Raw genomic sequence first — 20,695 nt, 5'->3', positions numbered from 1 at the left:
CCATGCTGCCCTCGTTGCCCCCTGTCGAGCCGCCTGCAGCCCACCCATTCCTCCAGCGCCTGGCCCGCGCTCTTCTCGCCAAAGCCGAGCGCAGCATCGGTCAGGGCCCCGTGCGCCTGCCGCTGGACCGCAAGACCGCGCCCGAGTTGCACGTTGCGGCTGACGCCGACCAGCTGCAGCTGCTGGTCATGTTGCTGGACGAGCTGTGCGAAACAGGCTGGGTCGGACTGCAGATCGATGCGCCACGCGCTTTTGCCGGCTTCACCGACCGCAAGCCGAGACTCGAGCTTCGCGACTTCGATGCCCTGGCAGCCTGGGCCGGCTACATGCCGCAGGCCTTGCGATGGCAGCAGCAGTGGTTGCAGCACCTGCGGACGCAATGGGCCGCCACGCCGCCCGCGCCAGGAGCGACCCTGCCCGGCAACCCCCAGGGGCTGCTCGACTACCTGGCCCGCAACCCGATGACGCTGCTGGAGAGTCTTTCGCTGGACGAGGCGACCCACAGCCTGTCGGCCTTGATCGACTTGTGTCGCTCCGGCCGGTCCATGGCGCTGCGCGAGGCTTCGGCGCGTGTGTTTCAGGGACGCTCCAAGCTGTTGGACAACCGGGAAGAACTGCTTCGCCTGACCGGCGCCGTGCCAGGCCAGTTTCACGAGCCACCGATCCAGCTGTTGCTGGCGCCGCCCGGGGATGGCAGTTTCGCGGACGTGCTGTTCGTCGAGAACCTCGTGACCTTCGAGCACATGGCCGACGCACGCGCTCCCGCCTGGGACCGCAGCCTGCTCGTCTATGCCGCCGGCTTCCGGGGCAGCGCACGGCGGCTGCGCTCGCGCTCAGGGTGCCGACCGTACCTGCGCGCCCCATCGGCCAATGCCGTGTTGCCGGCCATCGAGGCTTGGCTCTTCAATGCGGCGGAAGTTCCCGTCTTCTTTTTCGGCGACCTTGACTTCGCAGGCATGCAGATCCTCGGCAACCTGCGCGAGGTCTTTCCACATGCGAGTGCATGGCAAGCCGGGTATCGCGCGCTGGCACGCTTGTTGGCGCAGGGGAACGGCCACCTGCCGGATCAGGCCTCGAAGGCTCAGCAATCCGACCCCGGTGAGACAGGCTGCCCATACGCTGACCACGAATTGCTGCCGGCGATGCGACTTCACGGCCGCTTCATCGACCAAGAGGTTTTTGATTCGTTGCCGGCAAGGGAATAGGCCGCTCAACCGAAGCGCCAATATCGCTGGTGGACGACTTTCTCGACAGTGCGTTGAATGCTGGGTCGCAGCGCGCGACGCGGTTCGAACCCGGGATCGATGAACGCCAGGCCGTCGAAGAGCGAAGGCTGAACCTTCGCCTTGATGCCGCACACGCGCAGACGCTTGCGCAAGGTCTTGACGGAGACGCGCAAGTCCGCAGCAAGTGCATGGACATCCCAGTCGAACCTGATCAGCAGTTGCACATAGGCCGACGCTTCGGAGTAGCTGTGTCGGACCAACTTCGCGTAGTCGATCTCGTCCTCGGCTTGTTGCAATCGGACCAGTGGGTCCGAATCCAGCGGCGAGGTCAGCAGGCGCGCCAAGGCGCTGGCGGCGACTTCGGCATCCTCCTGGTCCCAGTTCTTGTCGATGCGAATGGCGTGGCGCATCTGCTTCTCGGCGAACTTCACGAGCTTGCAGTAGAGCCACTTGAGGACGGACTGCTGATCGTCAGGATCGTCGAAGTCGACCGGGTAGCCTCTTTTCTGCCCCATGTCGGCAGCGACGAGCCACGCCTCTTGCTTGACGTCGTCGACACTCATCTCGCCACGCGTCGCACCGGCGATTCGTCGCAGTGCAGTTGCCTGGGCCCGCAGGAACTCGTCGATGGTCCGCATGCGGCAGGCTGTCAGCCCAGGCGCGATCCCTTCGGCAGCCGCGCCGACAACCAGTCGTGCACGTCGGCCCGGATGTGCCGGCCTTCGAGCAGGAAGTCCTCGAAGCGGCTGGGCACGTACGGCAGGTAAACCAACGGCATGCGTGCTTCCTCAGGCGTGCGAGCGGCTTTGCGGCCGTTGCACGCACCGCAAGCGGTGACGAGGTTCATCCAGGTCCAGCGGCCGCCGCGCGACTCCGGCACGATGTGCTCGCACTGCAGGTCACGCTCCGAGAAGCGCTGGGCGCAGTAGGCGCAGGTCAGCCGGTCACGGCGGAACAGCTTGTTCTTGCTGAAGGCCGGCGCCACGTCGAACAGGTTGACGCGCGACGCACCGCGCATTGCAATGATCGGGTGCACGTCGATGACCGACTGCCGCCCGCGCGCGACGTTGAAGCCGCCGCGCAGCGTGGCCAGCGGGCCGTCGCCCTCGACCCAGGCCACCGCATCGGCCGCCACGTGGGAGGCCGCATGCTCGAGCGAGATCCACGCCTGCGGCGTTCCCTGGATGTCGAGTTGCAGCACGTGGTTGTGAGAGTGGGGCTGCATCGGTGGCCTCCTTTCGCGGGCCGTCGGCGTGGAATGGATGAGTGGCGCTGCCGGATGGAACGTTCCACCGGCCTTGCTTTCACTGACTGGACTCGACGATCCGATTCGAACGGATGCGGGCTTGCGCCGTCTGGTTTGCAGCCAGATGCCTTCGACCACTTGGCTACGTCGAGATGTTGCTGTTGGCGCCCCGTGCGGGAGTCGAACCCGCGGCTTCCGGCTAGACAGGCCGGCACTCTGGCCACTGAGTTAACGGAGCATTCAATCCATCCGGTCACGGGTTCCGGCGCCGCCCAATCGTTGCGGCCGATTTCCGCCCTCGAAGCCGAAGCTCCACAAGGGTTTCCTGATAGAGACGAAATGAAAAAAAGCCCGGATCCTCATCAGATCCGGGCCTCTGCAAACAGAGCTTGGAAGGGCGTGCCTCAAGCGCACCCTTCTCCCGGTTGAACCCGATCCTCGTGTCGATCAAGCCGGCGCTGACACAGCAGCGCGACCTGACCCTGCAGGGGTCGGTAAGCGACGGTGTGGAGCGGCTTGGTCACGATGCGGGTTCCTGAAAAACTTCGTTCGATCAATCGAGGAGGCGGACTGTAAATAGTCTTTACTCAATCGTCAACAATTTTCTTGCAACGTCGATTCATCGGCTTCTACACCCATCGCACGCAGGTAGCGATCGAAGGAGCCGTCGACTGCGGCGCGCCCCTCGCCGCGGATGTTGCGACCCCAGGTGTAGCCGAACACATCGTCGAAGGATCGACCCTCGAGCACCTGCCTCATGCGCACGACATCCGCCGCCTTCATCGGCACCAGGTTGGGGTAGCTGTACATGAACGACACGTGCCTGCGATCCGCCACCACTTGCAACGCATCTCCTGGAAACAGCGCACCGCCCGGCCGCGGTCCGCGCTGCCAGTGCAAGGCCGTGCTGCCCGCGAAGTGGCCGCCGCAGCGCAGCAGCGCCACGCTCTCGGAGAGCCGCAGCTCGTCGCCTTGCCAGAAGCGGATCCGGCTGGACGGCCGCATCACCCACTCTCGATCCGCCTCGTGCAGCAGGATCGGCACGCCGCCCAGCGCCTCGCTCCAGTCGACCATCGACGCATAGAAATGCGGGTGCGAGATGGCGATCAGATCGACGCCCCCGCGCGCCTTCAATGCGGCGACCGCTTCGTCGGTCACCAGGCTGACGCACTCCCACAGGATGTTCCCCGCATCGGTGGGCAGCCACATCGCGCGCTGGTCGATCGCGAAGCCCGGCGCCAGGCCGATGCCCAGCACGCCGCCATCGTCCTCCAATCGCAAGGTATGGCTTGACGCCAGTTCGGCCATCGTGGTCCAGCGCTGGCCCTGCCAGCCGACGTACTGCCGCTCGTCCTCGCAGATCGGACAGCGCGCGGGTGCCGCAGCAGCTGCGGCGAACTGCGTTCCGCAGGTGGCGCAGATCGGGTGGTGCATGGCGTTCTCCTTGGATTGGCTTGTCGATGGCCGCAGGATGCCGTCCAATGTGGTTCGTTCAAAGAGCCACTTTGCATGACTTCGAGCAATCCACTTTTCGGCATCGACCTCGACCTGCCGGCGCCGGGTTCAGGCGGGGTTTCGCAGGCGTTGCATCGCCAGCTCCGGTCCGCGATCGTCGAGGGCCGCCTTGTGCCCGGCCTGCGCCTGCCGGCGTCGCGCAAGCTGGCCGCGATGGTCGGCGTCTCACGCAGCACGGCGACTGGCGTCTACGACCTTCTGCAGTCCGAAGGCTATGTCGAGGGTCATCACGGATCAGGCACCTTCGTCGCATCGCGCACGGCGACGCCCAGGTCAACGCCGCCGGCGCCGGGCGCGGCGCCTGCCCACAAGCTCGCCGCCGCCTGGCGAAACGCGAGCCCGGCACCCGCCACGCCCTCGGCAGCACCGCGTTTCGACTTCCGCGCCGGCTACCCGGACCAGCAACGCTTTCCGTTCGACGTGTGGCGGCGCCTCGCATCGCGCGCGCTGCGCGCCGCCGCGCGGACCAGCGGCGCCGGCAGTGATCCGCAGGGCGACCCGCGACTGCGCGAGGCCATCGCGCAGCACGTGTCGGGTGCCCGCGCCGTGGCCTGCGATGCCGACGCCGTGGTCGTCACGGCCGGAGCGCAGCAGGCCTTCGACCTGCTCGTGCGCATCCTCGTCACCTCGGGTCGCACCGCCGTCGCACTCGAGAACCCCGGCTACCCGCCGCTGCATGCCGCCTTCGAGCGGGCCGGCGCGCGGCTGCACGACATCGGCATCGACCAGCACGGCCTGTGCGTCGATCAGCTGCCACAGCGCGTCGATGTGATTGCCGTGTCGCCCTCCCACCAGTCGCCGCTGGGCGTCACGATGTCGGCGGCGCGGCGCCTGGCCCTGCTGGAACATGCCCGTGCGCACGATGCGCTGGTGATCGAGGACGACTATGACGGCGAGTTCCGCCTCGGCGGCCGCCCGCTGGATGCGTTGCAGACGCTCGACCGCGAGCAGCGCGTCTTCTACGTCGGCACCTTCGCGAAGAGCATGTTCATGGCGCTGCGCATCGGCTTCGTCATCGCGCCGCCATGGGCCGTGCCCGCGCTGGTGGCCGCGCGGCTGCAGCACAACTGGCATGTGCCGGCGGTCAACCAGGCCACGCTCGCCAGCTTCATCGCCGAAGGCCACCTGGCCCGCCACGTGCGCAAGATGCGGCCCCTGTACGCAGAGCGGCATGACACGCTTCTGCGGGCAATCGAACAGCATCTGCCGCACCGGCTCACGCCTGTCCCGTCGCTGGCCGGCCTGCACCTCAGCGCGGCCTTGCACGCGACCGACCCTGCGGTGCGGTGGCAGGCCGCGGCTGCGGCTGCGGCAGCCGGCGTCCGCATCGCCACGTTGGCCTCCAGCGTGCGCCGGCCGCTGGTGCTGAACGGCCTGGTCTTCGGCTACGGGCTGATAGAGACCGCCGACATCGAGCCGGGCATTCGCGCGCTGGCGCAGGCCGTGCGCCCGTCCTGACGACTCACGAAGCCGACGTGACGCACGCCGGCAGTTGCACCCGATCGCCGTCGATGCCGTTCTTCGTCGCCACCACCGGCTTCTCGGCCGCGCTGCGCCAGGCCTGCTGCGGCCACCATCGCCCCGGCATTGGATCGCGACCCGGCTCGACGCTCTGCCCCGGCCGCGGCGTCAACACGCTGACACCCTGGCAAGCCGCTGCCGCGAGCACGCGTTCGACCGGCTCGGTCCAGCCGTGGTGGGCGAGCGCGAACAGTCCCCAGTGCACCGGCATCATCAGCTTGCCCTGCACGCGCTGGTGCGCCAGCACGGCCTGCTCCGGCCCGAGGTGCCAGTCGGGCCAATCGGCGTCGTACTGCCCCGACTCGATCAGCGTCAGGTCGAAAGGCCCGAGCCGCTTGCCGATGTCGTTCATCTCCTCGAACAGGCCGGTGTCACCGGAGTAGTACACACGGTGCGTCGCGCCGACCAGCGCGAAGCCGGTCCACAGCGTGCGATCGCTCTGCGGGTTGAGGCGACCCGAGGCATGGCGCGCCGGCGTCGACGTGACCTGCAGCGTGCCGACCTGCGTCGACTGCCACCAGTCGAGCTCGACGATGCGATCGGCCGGCACACCCCAGCCGCGCAGGTGCCCGCCGATGCCCAGCGGCACGACGAAGCGTGCCCCGCTGGCCTGCAGCGCCCGCACCGTGCCGGCATCGAGGTGATCGTAGTGGTCGTGCGAGACCAGCACCACGTCCACCGGCGGCAGCTTGTCGAGCGGGATCGGCGGCGCGAACCAGCGCTTCGGCCCGGCCCAGCTCACCGGCGACGCGCGCTCGCTCCAGATCGGGTCGAGCAGCACCCGCGTGCCGTCGATCTCGAGCAGCGTCGACGAATGGCCGAACCAGGTCACCCGCAGCCCGCTGGCCGGCAGCGTCGCGAGCGCCTCGCCCTGGCTCGCCAGCACCGGCACCGCGGCCAGCGGCGCGCCATCGGGCGTGCTGTCGAACGCGCGCAGCAAGGCGTCCTTCATGTTGCTCCACATCGGCTGCGGGTTGTTGAACTGGCCGTCGTGCCATTGCGGCGACGCCTCGAGCGGCTGCTGCTCGGCCTGGCCGCGGTGCAGTTCGCCGAAGCCGGTGCAGGCGCTGGCCAGCATCAGCGCGATGCCGGTCCCGGCGGCCAGCAGGCTCCACTTCAGCCGGCGCCAGCCGGATTTCTTCTCAACGCCCATCGCGGGTCTCCTGGCTCAATGCAAAGATGTCGGCCGGCTCGGCCACCCGCCGTGCTGCCGGGCCGCGGGCGGCTGCCAGCATCGCGCGGCCGATCACCTCGGTGCTCAGCAGGCTGCGCGGAAACAGCGACCGCAGGCCGCTCAGCACCGGCCCGAGCACCACATAGAAGGCGTGGATCCAGCCCACCTTCGAGCGCGCGCCGTTCAGCGGCTGGATCACGCCCGGCCGGAACATGAAGGCGGAGCGGAACGGCAGCCGCATCAGTTCGTTCTCGGTGCGGCCCTTCACGCGGGCCCACATCGAGCCGCCCTTCTCACTGCTGTCGGTGCCCGTGCCGGAGACGTAGACGAAGCACGCCTGCGGACTCACGCGGGCCAGCGCCTGCGCGATCGACAAGGTCAGGTCCAGCGTCTGGCGGCGGTAGTCGGCTTCGCTCATGCCGACCGACGAGACGCCGAGGCAGAAGAAGCAGGCATCGACGTCGCGCAACTGCGCTTCGATGGCTGTCAGGTCGAACAGATCGGCATGCACCACGCTGACCAGTTTCGGGTGCTGCTGCGCGAGCGCGCTGCGCCCGACGCTCACCACCTGCGTCACGTCGTCGGCCAGCAGGCATTCGCGCAGCACGCCGTGGCCCACCATGCCGGTGGCGCCGAAGATCAAGACTTTCATGAGAGTTCCTTTTTCATCATGGGCGGGCAACGCCGCGCCAGAACACATCGAAGCCGGCGGCGGCGTAATCGGTGCCGCTGCCGTCGGGCTCGGCCAGCGCGGCCATCGTGGCCTCGGCCAGGCCGTTGAACATCGCGCCGATGAAGTGCACCGGCTGGTCGACGAAGACCTTGCGGCGCACGCACTCCTCGCCCTCGCGCAGCAGCTCGGCAAACGGCGCGCTGCCGGCCTCGCGGGTCTCGGTCGTGATGCGGTCGGACACCCGCAGCTGGCCCATCACCTTGCACTTCAGCGGGTGGGCCATCGCCCACTGCAGGTACTGCATCCACACGTGCGCGAACTTCTCGCGCGACGACGCCTTCGCCGGATACGTGCTCATCATCGCGTCGGCCAGCTCGACCTTCAGCGCGCGGTACAGCTCGTTGACGAGCACGTCCTTGCTCGCGAAGTAGGTGAACAGCGTGCCCTCGGCGACGCCGGCCGTGCGCGAGATCGCCGCGGTCGGCGTCGACCACACGCCGCGCGCGGCGAATTCCTCGATGGCGGCGTCGAGGATGGCGTTGCGCTTGTCCTCGCTGCGAGGTCGGGCCATGGCGTTCTGCGTTTTTTTAATTGAGCAAGTACTCAATCATAGAAAGCAAGAACTCGGGCGTCAAGCGACTTTCCACCTGGGAAGCCCTGCAGCGCTGGTGCAAAATCCCGCGCGATGGATTACCCCGGCAATCTCTTCGTGGTGGCCGCCCCCAGCGGCGCCGGCAAATCGAGCCTCGTGAAGGCCTTGCTGGAACTCGATTCGCACCTGGTCGTCTCGGTCTCGCACACCACCCGCGCGCCGCGCGGCCAGGAGCAGGACGGGCGCGAGTACTGCTTCATCAGCGAGCCGGAGTTCCGCGCCAAGATCGCGGCCGGCGACTTCTTCGAATGGGCCGAGGTGCACGGCAACCTCTACGGCACCTCGCGCCGGGCGATCGAGGAGCGCATCGCCGGCGGCCACGATGTGGTGCTCGAGATCGACTGGCAGGGCGCGCTGCAGATCAAGCGGCTGTTTCCGAACGCGATCCTGATCTTCATCCTGCCGCCCAGCTGGGAAGAACTCGCGCAGCGCCTGAACCGCCGCGGCGAAGACCACCCCGACGTGATCGAGCAGCGCCTGACGAACGCCCGCGTCGAGGTCGCGCAAGCCCGACATTTCGACTTTGTTATCATCAACGCCTTGTTCGAGACGGCGCTCTTCGACCTGAAGGCGATCGTTCACTCGCAGCGGCTCAAGTACGCTGCACTGCAAAGAAGCAGACCTGCTGTCTTTGCCAACCTGAATCTCAACTGAGAACGGAGTTCTTGACCATGGCCCGCATCACCGTCGAAGACTGCCTGACCAAGATCCCCAACCGCTTCCAGCTCGTGCTGGCCGCCACCTACCGCGCGCGCATGCTGAGCCAGGGCCACGCCCCGAAGATCGAGACCAAGAACAAGCCGGTCGTGACCGCGCTGCGCGAGATCGCCGCCGGCGAGATCGGCATCGAGATGCTGCGCAAGGTGCCGATCTGAGTCTTCACCGCCAGAATCCTCGCCAAGACGGCCCCTCGCGGGCCGTTCGCGTTTTCCCTTGCTGCGGCCCCACGGCGGCGCCTGCGTCGAATCCGCGATAAATTCGGGCCATGAACGCCCGTTCTCCGGCCACTGCCTTGCGTGAAGCGCCGCCCGCCCCGTCGGGCCGCGGCGGCAGCGCGCCGGTGCCGGCGGCCACGAAAGACGCGGCCGCCGCGTCGTTCGCGGCGCTGACCCACAAGCTCGACTACCTCGACGCCGCCGACATCAAGCGCGTGCGCGAGGCCTACCGCTTCGCCGACGAGGCCCACCTGGGCCAGTTCCGCGCGAGCGGCGAACCCTACATCACGCATCCGATCGCGGTCGCCGGCCTGTGCGCCGACTGGAAGCTCGACGCCCAGGCCATCATGGCCGCGCTGATGCACGACGCGATGGAAGACTGCGGCGTCACCAAGCCCGAGCTGATCGAGCGCTTCGGCTCGTCCACCGCCGACCTGGTCGACGGCCTGACCAAGCTCGACAAGCTGCAGTTCTCGACCCGCGAGGAGTCGCAGGCCGAATCCTTCCGCAAGATGCTGCTCGCGATGGCGCGCGACGTGCGCGTGATCCTGATCAAGCTCGCCGACCGCCTGCACAACATGCGCACGATGGATGCGATGGCGCCGGCCAAGCGCATGCGCATCGCGCGCGAGACGCTCGACATCTACGCGCCGATCGCGCACCGGCTCGGCCTGAACCAGACCTACCGCGAGCTGCAGGAGCTGTCGTTCCAGCACACCCGGCCGTGGCGCCATGCGGCGCTGTCGAAGGCAGTGCTGCGCGCGCGCGGCTACCGGCGCGACATCGTCGAGCGCATCCAGCGCGAGGTCGAGAAGGCCTTCGCCGACGCGCAGCCGCAGGCCCAGCAGAAGGTGCAGGTGTTCGGCCGCGAGAAGACCCTCTATTCGATCTACAGCAAGATGCGCGAGAAGCACTTCAGCTTCGCGCAGGTCAACGACATCTTCGGCTTCCGCATCGTCGTCGGCACGCTGCCCGAGTGCTACCTGGCGCTCGGCGTGCTGCACCAGCTGTACAAGCCGCTGCCGGGGCGCTTCAAGGACTACATCGCGATCCCGAAGGCGAACGGCTACCAGTCGCTGCACACCACGCTGGTCAGCCCGCTGGGCACCGCGGTCGAGTTCCAGATCCGCACCGAGCCGATGCACGCGGTGGCCGAGAAGGGCATCGCCGCGCACTGGATGTACAAGGCCGGCGGCAACACCCAGCTGCACGACGCGCAGCGCCTGGGCACGCTGTGGCTGCAGTCGCTGATCGACATTCAAGACGAGACGCGCGACGCGAACGAGTTCCTCGAGCACGTCAAGATCGACCTGTTCCCCGATGCCGTCTACGTGTTCACGCCGAAGTCGCGGATCATGGCGCTGCCGCGCGGCGCGACGCCGGTCGACTTCGCGTACGCGATCCACTCCGATGTCGGCGACCACTGCGTCGCGGCCAAGGTCAACGGCGACCCGGTCGCGCTGCGCACCGAGCTGCGCAGCGGCGACGTGGTCGAGGTCGTCACCGCGCCCGGCGCGCGGCCGAACCCGGCCTGGCTGAACTTCGTGCGCACCGGCCGGGCGCGCTCGAAGATCCGCCATTACCTGAAGAACATGGAGCAGGAAGAGTCGCAGCAGCTGGGCGAGAAGCTGCTCGCGCAGGCGCTGCGCGCCGAGGGCCTGAACATGCCGGCCAGCGACCCGGCCGAAGCCGCGGCCGGCGCGCTGTGGCAACAGCTCGCGCGCTGGAGCGGCACCCGCTCGCGCGCCGAGCTGCTGATCGACATCGGGCTGGGCCGCAAGATCGCGACCATCGTCGCGAAGCGGCTGGCGCAGATGATGGGCGAGCGCGGCGAGCGCCCCGATGCGCTGACGCTGACGATGGGTCGCTACGGCGCCGACGACAACGCGCCGTCGCAAGGCCTGGTGGTGATCGACGGCAGCGAAGGCGCGTCGGTGCAGATGGCGCCGTGCTGCCGGCCGATCCCGGGCGACGCGATCGTCGGCTACCTGGGGCGCGGCGAAGGGCTGCTGGTGCACACCGTCGACTGCTCCACCGCGAAGCGCTTGTTCGAGCGCGACAGCGAGCGCTGGATGACGGTCGAGTGGGCCGAAGAACCGGTGCGTGCGTTCGAGACCGGCGTCACGCTGCTGCTGAAGAACGGCAAGGGCGTGCTGGCGCAGGTGGCGGCGGCCGTCAGCGAGGCCGAGGCCGACATCACCCACATCGACATGGACGACGAACCGGCGGCGCAGACCATCGAGCTGCGGCTGCTGCTGAGCGTGCGCGACCGGCTGCACTTGGCCGACGTGATGCGCACGCTGCGCCGGGCCGCGCCGGTGCTGCGCGTGACCCGCGTGAAGCCTTAACCGGCGCTGCCCTTCGGGTACTGCACGTCGATCACCTCGATCCGCTCGAGGCCGCCCGGCGTCATCAGCTGCACCTCGTCGCCGACGCGCGCCTTCAGCAGCGCCCGCGCGATCGGCGCGATCCAGCTGATCTCGCCCTGGCTGCTGTCGGATTCGTCGACGCCCTTGATCGTGACCGTGCGCTCCTCGCCGCGCTCGTTCGCATAGGTCACGGTCGCGCCGAAGAACACCTGGTCGTTGCCGTGGTGCAGCGACGGATCGGCGACCTCGGCGATGTCGAGCCGCTTGGTCAGGAAGCGGATGCGGCGGTCGATCTCGCGCAGCCGCTTCTTGCCGTACAGGTAGTCGCCGTTCTCGGAACGGTCGCCGTTCTTCGCGGCCCACGACACCACCTCGACGACCTTCGGCCGCTCGTCGTCCAGCAGCGTCAACAGCTCGTGGCGCAGCGCCTGGTAGCCGGCCGGCGTCATGTAGTTGCGCGTGCCCTGCGGCAACGCCGGCAGGCCGACGTCGTCATCGTCATCGCCATCGGAATCGGTCTCTTTGGTGAACGCCTTGCTCATGCCGGCGATTTGAACCCAAGTGCCGGTGCCCGGCGCATTCCACTCGCGACCAGGGTGATTGACTTGCCTAACCGGTTAGGCAAAATGGCGCCGATCCGAAACCCGAGGACCTCGCCATGTACACCCTCTTCGCGACCCCCGGCTCGGTCGGCTGCGCCGCCGTCGATGCCGCGCTGCGCCTGTGCGGCGTGCCCTTCGAGACCGTCGAAGCCGCGCCGTGGACCGAGTCGCCCGGCCGCGACCGGCTGAAGGCGATCAACCCGCTGGTGCAGATCCCGACGCTGCAGGGCGCCGGCGGCGAGCTGCTGACCGAGACCGCGGCGATCCTGATCCACCTCGGCCTCACGCACCCCGAGGCGCAACTGCTGCCCACCGACGCGGCCGCCCGTGCCAGTCACCTGCGCGGGCTCGTCTATCTGGCCGCCAACGTCTATCCGGCGATCACGGTGATCGACTTCCCCGAGCGCTTCTGCGCAGCCTGCAGCGACGACGAAGCCAAGCGCATCCGCGCGCAGACCCGCCGCCACCTGCACGGCCTCTGGGAGGTGTTCGCCGACAGCTACGCAGCGCCCCCCGCGGGCTTCCTCGGCGGTGACGCGCCGGGCGCGCTCGACCTGATGGCTGCCGCGCTGTCCAAGTGCTTCGGCACTCGCCCGCACCTGGCGGCGGCGCGGCCGGCCTTCGCCGCGCTGCTGTCGCGCATCGACGCCCACCCACGCTTCGCCGACACCGAGCGGCGCTACTGGCCGGCCGCGTCCTGATGCCCGGCATCTCGGCCGGCGTCGGCGGCGCGCTCGCGCTGGAGTTCGCGAACACCGCCGGCGATCACCTGGCCGATGCGCCGTCCGAGCGCCTGAGCAGCTGGGCCCGCTTCGCGCAGTGGTGCCTCGAGCAGGACCTGGTCGATGCGCGCGGCGCCGCGGCGCTGAAGGCTTCGGCCGACGAGCTCGCGCCGGTGGTCGCCGCGCGCGATGCGGTGTTCCGCGTCGGCCTCGCGATCACGCAGGGCACGAAGCCGCCGGCGGCCGCGCTCGCGCTGCTGAACGACCTCGCCGCCGGCGACGGCCCGCGCGTCAGCCACACGCAGGCCGGCTTGCGCTGGCGCGGCACCGCCGACGATGGCGCGGCCTCGCTGCGCACGCTGCTGGCGCGCGAAGGGCTGTCGCTGTTCTGCTCGCCGCGCGCTGCCCGCATGCGGCTGTGCGCCGGGCCACTGTGCGGCTGGCTGTTCCTCGACGACAGCCGCGGCGCACCGCGCCGCTGGTGCTCGATGGGCGACTGCGGCAACCGCGCCAAGGTGCAGCGCCACCATGCGCGCCGATCGGCCGCCGCAGGCCCCACCGAACCCGAGGCCTGAACGTGCAACAGCGGTTCCCCTCGCGCGGCGCAGCGTGTACCCTTGCCGCTGCTTCCAGCTCCCACGTCGTCTCCCCATGCGCCTGATCCGGTCCCTGCCCTTTCTGATCCTGCTGTCCACGGCCCGCGTGGCATTGGCCGCGCCGGCCCCCGCGCCGACGGCCGATGCGAAACCCGCCGAACGCTGCGAGACCGCGGTCGCCGACACCATCCGCGAGATGCGCGGCAAGGAAGCGCGCGACATCGAGTTCGTCGCCGCCCAGCGCTCGCTGCTGCCGGCCACCGGCGACGAGACCACCGTCAAGGGTGCCGGCCGCTACAAGACCACCGCGACCGGCGTGCACAGCTTCACCTACCGCTGCGCCTACAACGCCGAATCGAACGAGACCTCGGGCGTCGTGTTCCGCGAAACCGGCAGCACCCGCCCGGCCGCCGAGAAGGCCTGGGAGCCCGACCTGAGCAAGGTCTCGCCCGACGCCTGCGAGACCGCGATCGCCGCGACGCTGAAAGACAAGTACCCGCGCGTCGGCCGCATCGCCTTCGATGCCGAGACGCGCCGGCTGCAGCCCGCCCCGAACGACGACACCTGGCTCGACGGCCAGGGCGCCGTCGAACGCGCGCCCGGCATGAACTCGATCCCGTTCACCTACCGCTGCGCATTCCAGGCGCGCACCGGCCGGCTGATCGGCGCGCAAGCGACGCCCTGACCCCGGCGGGGCGAAGCGGTGTCGCGCCACGCGAAGCAACGCGCGGCCCGCACACAAACTGATGCGTTCGCATCGCAGCCCGTGTCGTAAGCTCGGCCCTCTTCGGTTTCGGCAACGGATGTCGGAGGATGCGCGTGGTCGATCGACCCTCGAACGATGCGGTGTTGGGCGGCGAGGTGACGCAGTTGCTGCGGCGCTGGACCGACGGGGATGCGCACGCGCTGCACCGGGTGCTGCCGCTGGTGTACGACGAGCTGCGCCGGCTCGCCGGCCGCCACCTGCGCCATGAGCGCGCGCACCACACGCTGCAGAACACCGGCCTGGTGCACGAGGCCTACCTCCGTCTGACAGACGACCGCCCGGTGCAATGGGCCTCGCGCTCGCAGTTCTTCGCGCTCGCATCGAAAGTGATGCGTCACATCCTGGTCGACCATGCGCGTGCGCGCGGCGCCGACAAGCGCGGCGGCGGCCAGCTCCACGTGCCGCTGGACGAGCTGTCGGAAGCCGCCATCGCGCAGCTCGCGCCGCGCGACACGCCGGTGCTCGACGTGCTGGCGCTCGACCAGGCGCTCACCCGGCTGCAGCAGCTCGATGCGCAGCAGAGCCGCGTCGTCGAGCTGCGCTTCTTCGGCGGGCTGAGCGTCGACGAGACCGCGGCCACGCTCGAGATCTCGCCCGCCACCGTGAAGCGCGAATGGGCCAGCGCCCGCGCTTGGCTGCTTCGCGAGCTGGCCGTACGCTGAACCCATGCGCGGATACGCTTCGACACACATTGCATGAGCCGCCACGGCCCGAGCTTGCGCCCTAGCGGGAACGAGAACTTCGGGAGAGTTGCGATGAACGCCGCATTCCATGCCGACATCGACAGCAATTTCGGCCACCTGCAGGCTGCCGAGCACGGGTCGCCGCTGCTGCGCCCGCCGCCGCCGGTGCTGCTGCACACCGAGCCGCCGCGCATCGAGCCGCACCCGCGCGGCAGCGTGCGCCGGCCCGCGCTGCTGACTGCGCTGCTGGCCGCCGAGAGCCCGTGCGAGCGCCACCGCACGGTGCGCGCGCTGCTGCAGGCGCTCGGCTTCGAGTGGCTGGCCTGCGGCACGCTGGTGCGCGAAGAAGCCGGCTGGCGGCCGAGCGCGTTCTGCACCAGCCTGATCGATGCCGAGTGGCTGCAGCACTACTTCGCGCAGCAGCACCACGAGGTCGACCCGCGCTGGCGCGAGGCGCTGCAGTCGTCGCTGCCGTGCATCTGGTCGCTGGACCAGTGGGACGACGGCAGTGCGGCGCCCGGCGCAGGCACCCACTTCGCCCGCTTCGTCGCCGACCTGCGCGCCACCGGCATGCAGAGCGGTGCGTTGCTCGCGCTGCCGGGCCGCCGTGCCGACGAGCGCTGGCTGCTGAGCCTGCTGTCGCGCACGCCGGGCAGCGCGTGGATCGGCGACGCGGTGCTCGGCCAGTTGCTGACGCTGAGCCTGTGCCTGCACGAGTTCTACCTGCAGCACACGCGCTGGCCGTCGTCCGGCCCCACCGAGCCGGGCGACGAGGTGCTGAACCCGGTGCAGCGCGACATCCTGCTGCAGCTCGCGCACGGCGCGAGCGACAAGCAGATCGCACGCGAACTGCAGCTGTCCTCGCACGCGGTCGACTACCACATGCGCCAGCTGCGCCGCCGCTTCGCCGCGCGCAACCGCGTGCAGCTGACCCAGGCCGCGCAGCGCCTCGCGCGCCGCTGAAGGGAGCCTCATGAGCCAGACGATGGATGCCCAGCGCTGGCAACGCCTGAAGACGCTGGTGGCCGATGCGCTGGCGCTGCCCCTCGCGCAGCGGGCCGGGTTCGTGCAGCACAGCTGCGCCGGCGAGCCGGACCTGCAGGCCGAGCTCGAATCGCTGCTCGCCGCCGCCGAGCCGGAAGACACGGCGCTCGACCAGCAGCCCGCCGCGCAGCTGCTGCAGGCGATCAACGCGCACGCGTCGCGGCAGTGGATCGGCCGCCGCCTCGGCCCCTACCGGCTGGTCTCGCTGATCGCCCGCGGCGGCATGGGCGAGGTCTACCGCGGCGAGCGCGACGACGGCCAGTTCGAGCAGCGCGTCGCGGTCAAGCTGATGCGCGAAGACGGCGACCCGCAGATGCTGCTGGCGCGTTTCAATGCCGAGCGCCGCATCCTCGCGTCGCTCGACCACCCGAACCTCGCCAAGCTGCTCGACGCCGGCCTTTCGCCCGACGGCGAGCCGTATTTCGTGATGGAGTTGGTCGACGGCATCGCGCTCGATTTCTACTGCGAGCAGAACGCGCTCGCGCTGCCGCAGCGGCTGCAGCTGTTCCGCCACGTCTGCCTGGTGGTCGACTATGCGCACCGGCAGGGCGTGATCCACCGCGACCTGAAGCCGGCCAACATCCTCGTCACGCCGCAGGGCGTCGTGAAGCTGGTCGACTTCGGCATCGCCAAGCGGCTGGGCTCCAGCGGCGACGGCAGCGAGGCGACCCTCACGCTGCAGCGCGTGCTGACGCCCGACTACGCCAGCCCCGAGCAGGTGCGCGGCGAGACGCTGACGCCGGCCAGCGACATCTACGCGCTCGGCGTCGTGCTGTACCGGCTGCTGGCGCGCGCCAGTCCCTATGGCGAGGCCACCGACAGCTACGCGCTGACGCGCGCGATCTGCGAGACCGAGCCGCCGCGCCCGAGCCATGCGGTGCCGCACGGCGGCCGGCTGCGCCGCCAGTTGCGCGGCGACCTCGACGCGATGGTGCTGATGGCGCTGCGCAAGGAGCCGACGCACCGCTATGCGTCGGCCGAGGCGCTGGCCGACGACGTGTTCCGCCACCTCGAAGGCCTGCCGGTGCATGCGCGCCGCGGTGCGTGGAGCTACCGCGCCGGCCGCTTCGTGCTGCGCCACCGGGCGATGGTCGGCGCGGCGCTGGTCGCCAACCTCGCGTTGACGGCCGGCATCGGCATCGCCGCGTATGAAGCGTGGCAGGCCAACGTCCAGCGCGAGCGCGCCGAGCGCCATTTCGCGAGCGTTCGCAAGCTCACCAACACGCTGATCCTCGACGTCAACAACGCGATCCGCAACCTGCCGGGCTCGACCCAGGCGCGCCAGCTGGTCGTGCAGACGGCGCTGAACTACCTGCAGCAGCTCAGCGCCGAGCTGCAAGGCGATGCCGCGCTGCAGCTGGAGCTGGCCGGCGGCTACCGGCAGATCGCCGACCTGCAGGGCCGCAATGCCGAGGCGAGTCTCGGCGACCCGGTGGCCGCGCTGGCCAGCTACGAGCGCGGCATCGCGCTGGCCGAGCCGCTCGGCCAGGCGGCGCGGCGGCGCGACCCGAACTTCCCCGCCGCGCAGCGCGAGCTCGCGCTGCTGTACGGCAGCCGCGGGGCGCTGCTGACCTCGGTCGGCCGCAACGACGACGGGGCGGCATCGCTGCGCCAGGGCATCGCGATCACCGACGACCTGCTCGCCGCCGAGCCCGACAACCTGCGGGTGGCCCTGCTGCGTGCCACGCTGTACACCGAGCTCGGCAGCACGCAGCAGCGCGCCGGCCAGCACGAGGCCTTCCTCGCATCGACCGGCACCGCCACGCAGCAGCTCGAGGCGCTGCTGGCGCGCGAGCCCGCCGACGCGATCGCCGCCAACACGCTGGCCACCACCTACGGGCTGCGCGGCATGACGCTGCTCGGCCACGACCTGCTGCCGCAGAGCGCGCAGCTCGCGCTGCAGGAGTACGGCAAGGGCGCGGCGCTGCTGCAGCGCATGGCCGATGCCAACCCGAACGACACCAAGCTCACGCGCACGCTCGCGATCCAGTACCACGGCATGGGCCGCGCGCTGGTGCGGCTGAAGCAGCCGGGCAAGGCGCTGGAGCTGCACCGCCGCGCGATCGCGATGCTGGAGCGCCTGGCGCAGCAGGAGCCGAACAGCCCGCAGTTCAATTCCGACCGGGCCGGCGCGGCGGTGCGGCTCAGCGAGGCGCAGCTCGCCGCCGGCGACGTGGCGGGCAGCCGCAGCACGGCGGCTGCCGCGGTCGCCACCTTCGAGGCGCTGCCCGATGGCATCCGGCGCGACATCGTCACGCACTACCTGCACGGCCTCGCGTACTACCAGCTCGGCCAGGCGCTGCGCGCGCAGGGCGACACCGCCGAGGCCTGCACCCGCTACCGGCAGAGCCTGCCGATGTTCCAGGAGGTGAAGCGCCTGCTCGACCCGACCGACATCGGCCCCGACGCGGCGCGCGAGGCGCTGCAGCGCTGCCCCTGAGAAGGCCTGACGAACAAGCCATGGAACGCGCCCCGACCGCCCTCACCGGCCAGCGTTTCGGCCCGTACCGGCTGGTCGCGCCGCTCGGCCGCGGCGGCATGGGCGAGGTGTGGCGCGCGGCACGCGACGACGGGCAGTACGAGCAGCAGGTCGCGATCAAGCTGGCGACGCAGGCCGACGGCGCCGCATCGCCCGAAGCGCTGGAGCGTTTCCGCCGCGAGCAGCGCATCGTCGCCGGCCTCGACCACCCGCAGCTCGCGAAGCTGCTCGATGCCGGCGTCGCCGCGACCGACCTGCCCTGGTTCGCGATGGCCCTGGTCGACGGCGAGCCGATCACCCGCCACTGCGAGCGCGCCGGCCTCGACCTGCCGGCGCGATTGCGGCTGATGCGCGAGGTCTGCGAGGTCGTGCACTACCTGCACCAGCAGGGCATCGTGCACGCCGACCTGAAGCCGGAGAACCTGCTGGTCGGCGCGACTGGTGAACTGCACCTGGTCGACTTCGGCATCGCGCGCCACATCGGCGAGCCGGCGGCTTCGGCGATGACGCTCTCGTGCGCGAGCCCGGAGCAGGTGCGCGGCCTGCCGCTGACGCCGGCCAGCGATGTCTACGCGCTCGGGCTGTTGTTGTACCGGCTGCTGGCCGGCCGCAGCCCGTACCGCGAGCAGGCGGCGCATGCGCTCGCGCACGAGGTCTGCGAGCGCGAGCCACCGCCCACCGGCGCGCGCGTCGACCGCGACCTGGAGGCGGTGGTGCGCAAGGCGCTGCAGAAGGAGCCGGCGCAGCGCTATGCGTCGGCGCAGGCGCTGTCGGAGGAGTTGTTCCGCTGCCTCGAAGGCCTGCCGGTGCAGGCGCGCAGTGGTGGGCTGCACGGCCGCGTGCGCCGCTTCGTGCTGCGCCACCGCAGCGCGGTCGGCGCGGCGCTGCTGGCCAACCTGGCGCTCGCGGCCGGCCTGGCGCTGATGGTGCACGAGACGCAGCGCGCGCAGCACCAGCGCGCCCGCGCCGAGCAGCATTTCGCGAACGTGCGCGCGCTCGGCCGCGTGCTGATCTTCGACGTGCACGACGCGATCCAGAACCTGCCCGGCGCCACGTCGGCGCGCAAGCTGGTGGTCGAGCATGCGCTGCGCTACCTGAACGAGCTGAGCGAGGATCCGTCCACCGATCCGGCAGAGGACACCGGCCTGCGCACCGAGATCGCGGCCGGCTACCGCAAGGTGGGCGACATCCAGGGCCAGCCGTTCGGCGCCAACCTGGGCGACCCGGAAGGCGCGCGCCGCAGCTACCTGCGTGCGCGCGAGCTGTCGTCGGCCGCGGTCGCGGCGGCCGCGCCGGGCACCGCGCGCGACGCCGCGCAGCGCGAGCTGGTGGTGGTGCACAAGCGGCTGGGCGCGCTGTCGGATTCGCTGGGCGAGCTGGCGCAGGCCGATGCGATGCTGCGCGCCGGCATCGTGCTCGCGCAGGCGCTGGTCGATGCGCACCCGGGCGAGGCCGATTTCACGTCGCTGCTGGCGGCGATGCACGGCCAGCTGAGCCAGCTGAAGTTCTACGCCGGCGACTTTCCCGCCTACCTGCAGGCCGCCGAGCTGGAGTTCCGCGCGCTCAGCGAGGTGGTGCGGCGTCAACCGGACGATCGCGAGGCGGTGATGAGCCTGTCGGTGTGGCACGACCTGCGCGGCCAGTACCTGGCGCAGCACGACGACAGCCTGGCGAGCGGCCGGCTGGCGCTGCAATCGTTCGAGGCCTCGATGCGGCTGAAGCAGCAGTTGCTCGACCGCGAGCCGCGCAACAGCAGCTACATGCGCTATGCGGCGAGCGAGCACCTGAACCTGGGCGTCACGCTGCTGCGCGTGAAGCAGCCGGCGCAGGCGATCGCCGCCTACCGGCGGGGCACTGCGCTGCTGGCCGAACTGACGCGGCTGGATCCCGACAACATGGACGCCCGCCAGGCGCTGGCACTGGCCAGCAACAACCTGAGCGGCGCGCTGTACGAGGGCGGCGACCTGCCGGGCAGCGCCCGCGCCGCACGCGAGTCGATTGCGGTGTTCGAGTCGCTGTCGCCGGGCGCGCAGGCCGATGTCGCGGCGCTGCGCATCCAGGGGCGCAGTCACTTTCACCTGGGCCGCGCGCTTTCGCGCAGCGCGCCGCGCGAAAGCTGCGAGCACTACAGGCGCTCGCTTGCGATCCTGGTCGACCTGCAGGCCCGCGTCGGCCTCGCACCGGGCCAGCTCGACCCGGCCGAGGTGCGGGCCGCGCTGGCGCGCTGCGGCAGCTGAGCCTCACTCTCCGTTCGGGCCGTACCCCACTCCCCCGTTCGGGCTGAGCTTGTCGAAGCCCTCATGCCATGCGAGCAGACCCTTCGACGGGCTCAGGGTGAACGGATTCCCTCCCCCGTTCGGGCTGAGCTTGTCGAAGCCGTCGTGCCACGCGAGCAGGCCCTTCGACAGGCTCAGGGCGAACGGGTTCTCTCCCCCCGTTCGGGCTGAGCTTGTCGAAGCCGTCGTGCCATGCGAGCAGGCCCTTCGACAGGC

Annotated in this window: 20 protein-coding genes and 2 tRNA genes; 12 read left to right on the top strand and 10 right to left on the bottom strand. The window is 70.1% G+C overall.

All coding sequences use genetic code 11. The annotated features are described in order from the left end of the window. Nucleotides 1–2: 2 nt before the first annotated feature. Nucleotides 3–1,205: a Wadjet anti-phage system protein JetD domain-containing protein gene (locus tag BUE42_RS19820; RefSeq protein ID WP_073467023.1), complete on the top strand. Its 1,203-nt coding sequence runs from the start codon at nucleotides 3–5 to the stop codon at nucleotides 1,203–1,205. A 5-nt stretch (nucleotides 1,206–1,210) separates the two neighbouring features. Here BUE42_RS19820 and BUE42_RS19815 read toward each other — a convergent pair whose 3' ends face one another. The 5 genes from BUE42_RS19815 to BUE42_RS19795 all read right to left on the bottom strand — a co-directional run bounded on the left by BUE42_RS19815 (nucleotide 1,211) and on the right by BUE42_RS19795 (nucleotide 3,906). After that, nucleotides 1,211–1,864, bottom strand: coding sequence for a hypothetical protein (locus BUE42_RS19815; RefSeq protein WP_073467022.1), 654 nt, complete (start codon nucleotides 1,862–1,864; stop codon nucleotides 1,211–1,213). 11 nt (nucleotides 1,865–1,875) lie between these two features. Further along, the gene (locus BUE42_RS19810) at nucleotides 1,876–2,451 is read right to left on the bottom strand and encodes an HNH endonuclease (protein WP_073467021.1); all 576 of its coding nucleotides are present in this window, start codon (nucleotides 2,449–2,451) and stop codon (nucleotides 1,876–1,878) included. 87 nt (nucleotides 2,452–2,538) lie between these two features. Continuing rightward, a tRNA-Cys gene (locus BUE42_RS19805) sits at nucleotides 2,539–2,624 on the bottom strand. Between the two features lie 10 nt (nucleotides 2,625–2,634). Further along, nucleotides 2,635–2,710, bottom strand: a tRNA-Asp gene (locus tag BUE42_RS19800). Between the two features lie 356 nt (nucleotides 2,711–3,066). Then, nucleotides 3,067–3,906 (bottom strand): MBL fold metallo-hydrolase, encoded by an 840-nt coding sequence (locus BUE42_RS19795; RefSeq protein WP_073467020.1) that lies wholly within the window; start codon nucleotides 3,904–3,906, stop codon nucleotides 3,067–3,069. 75 nt (nucleotides 3,907–3,981) lie between these two features. Here BUE42_RS19795 and BUE42_RS19790 point away from each other — a divergent pair, with 75 nt between their 5' ends. Further along, on the top strand, nucleotides 3,982–5,445 hold the full coding sequence (locus BUE42_RS19790) for a MocR-like pyridoxine biosynthesis transcription factor PdxR (RefSeq protein ID WP_083614301.1): 1,464 nt from the start codon (nucleotides 3,982–3,984) through the stop codon (nucleotides 5,443–5,445). A 4-nt stretch (nucleotides 5,446–5,449) separates the two neighbouring features. Here BUE42_RS19790 and BUE42_RS19785 read toward each other — a convergent pair whose 3' ends face one another. From BUE42_RS19785 to BUE42_RS19775, 3 genes are read right to left on the bottom strand one after another with little or no spacing between them, the layout of a single operon-like run. Then, entirely contained in the window at nucleotides 5,450–6,661 is a 1,212-nt protein-coding gene (locus BUE42_RS19785) for an MBL fold metallo-hydrolase (RefSeq protein WP_073467019.1), read from the bottom strand. Then, nucleotides 6,651–7,334, bottom strand: a complete 684-nt coding sequence (locus tag BUE42_RS19780; RefSeq protein WP_073467018.1) for an NAD(P)H-binding protein — start codon at nucleotides 7,332–7,334, stop codon at nucleotides 6,651–6,653. The genes BUE42_RS19785 and BUE42_RS19780 overlap by 11 nt, the downstream gene beginning before the upstream one ends. 16 nt (nucleotides 7,335–7,350) lie before the next feature. Continuing rightward, nucleotides 7,351–7,926 (bottom strand): TetR/AcrR family transcriptional regulator, encoded by a 576-nt coding sequence (locus tag BUE42_RS19775; RefSeq protein ID WP_073467017.1) that lies wholly within the window; start codon nucleotides 7,924–7,926, stop codon nucleotides 7,351–7,353. 114 nt (nucleotides 7,927–8,040) lie between these two features. On the opposite strand from BUE42_RS19775, the gene gmk reads away from it, so the two are divergent. From gmk to BUE42_RS19760, 3 genes are all read left to right on the top strand, one after another. Beyond that, nucleotides 8,041–8,661, top strand: a complete 621-nt coding sequence (gmk, locus tag BUE42_RS19770; RefSeq protein ID WP_073467016.1) for a guanylate kinase — start codon at nucleotides 8,041–8,043, stop codon at nucleotides 8,659–8,661. Nucleotides 8,662–8,678: 17 nt separating this feature from the next. Next, entirely contained in the window at nucleotides 8,679–8,882 is a 204-nt protein-coding gene (gene rpoZ / locus BUE42_RS19765; protein WP_073467015.1) for a DNA-directed RNA polymerase subunit omega, read from the top strand. 110 nt (nucleotides 8,883–8,992) lie between these two features. Further along, entirely contained in the window at nucleotides 8,993–11,290 is a 2,298-nt protein-coding gene (locus BUE42_RS19760; RefSeq protein WP_073467014.1) for a RelA/SpoT family protein, read from the top strand. Here BUE42_RS19760 and greB read toward each other — a convergent pair. Continuing rightward, nucleotides 11,287–11,853, bottom strand: a complete 567-nt coding sequence (greB, locus tag BUE42_RS19755; protein ID WP_073467013.1) for a transcription elongation factor GreB — start codon at nucleotides 11,851–11,853, stop codon at nucleotides 11,287–11,289. The two genes, BUE42_RS19760 and greB, sit on opposite strands and share 4 nt — an antisense overlap. A 116-nt stretch (nucleotides 11,854–11,969) precedes the next feature. Here greB and BUE42_RS19750 point away from each other — a divergent pair, with 116 nt between their 5' ends. From BUE42_RS19750 to BUE42_RS19720, 7 genes are all read left to right on the top strand, one after another. Then, nucleotides 11,970–12,614, top strand: coding sequence for a glutathione S-transferase family protein (locus tag BUE42_RS19750; protein ID WP_073467012.1), 645 nt, complete (start codon nucleotides 11,970–11,972; stop codon nucleotides 12,612–12,614). Continuing rightward, nucleotides 12,614–13,210 carry a CGNR zinc finger domain-containing protein gene (locus BUE42_RS19745; protein WP_073467011.1) on the top strand — a complete coding sequence of 199 codons (597 nt, stop codon included), beginning with the start codon at nucleotides 12,614–12,616 and terminating at the stop codon, nucleotides 13,208–13,210. The genes BUE42_RS19750 and BUE42_RS19745 overlap by 1 nt, the downstream gene beginning before the upstream one ends. Before the next feature lie 76 nt (nucleotides 13,211–13,286). Next, nucleotides 13,287–13,916 (top strand): hypothetical protein, encoded by a 630-nt coding sequence (locus tag BUE42_RS19740; RefSeq protein WP_073467010.1) that lies wholly within the window; start codon nucleotides 13,287–13,289, stop codon nucleotides 13,914–13,916. Between the two features lie 134 nt (nucleotides 13,917–14,050). Next, nucleotides 14,051–14,659, top strand: coding sequence for a sigma-70 family RNA polymerase sigma factor (locus BUE42_RS19735; protein WP_235002474.1), 609 nt, complete (start codon nucleotides 14,051–14,053; stop codon nucleotides 14,657–14,659). Nucleotides 14,660–14,752: 93 nt separating this feature from the next. Then, on the top strand, nucleotides 14,753–15,643 hold the full coding sequence (locus BUE42_RS19730) for a helix-turn-helix transcriptional regulator (RefSeq protein ID WP_073467008.1): 891 nt from the start codon (nucleotides 14,753–14,755) through the stop codon (nucleotides 15,641–15,643). Between the two features lie 10 nt (nucleotides 15,644–15,653). Continuing rightward, nucleotides 15,654–18,164 (top strand): serine/threonine-protein kinase, encoded by a 2,511-nt coding sequence (locus BUE42_RS19725; protein ID WP_073467007.1) that lies wholly within the window; start codon nucleotides 15,654–15,656, stop codon nucleotides 18,162–18,164. Between the two features lie 20 nt (nucleotides 18,165–18,184). Further along, nucleotides 18,185–20,440 (top strand): serine/threonine-protein kinase, encoded by a 2,256-nt coding sequence (locus BUE42_RS19720; protein WP_073467006.1) that lies wholly within the window; start codon nucleotides 18,185–18,187, stop codon nucleotides 20,438–20,440. A 3-nt stretch (nucleotides 20,441–20,443) separates the two neighbouring features. Here the strand turns inward: BUE42_RS19720 and BUE42_RS33835 are convergent. Next, a partial coding sequence (locus tag BUE42_RS33835) for a hypothetical protein (protein ID WP_235002472.1) occupies nucleotides 20,444–20,695 on the bottom strand: 252 nt, incomplete at its 5' end.

This window comes from Rhizobacter sp. OV335, assembly GCF_900142965.1.
Taxonomy (GTDB): Bacteria; Pseudomonadota; Gammaproteobacteria; order Burkholderiales; family Burkholderiaceae_C; genus Rhizobacter.
Note: the sequence above shows the minus strand (reverse complement) of the source record. Positions and strands in the feature narration are given on the sequence as shown.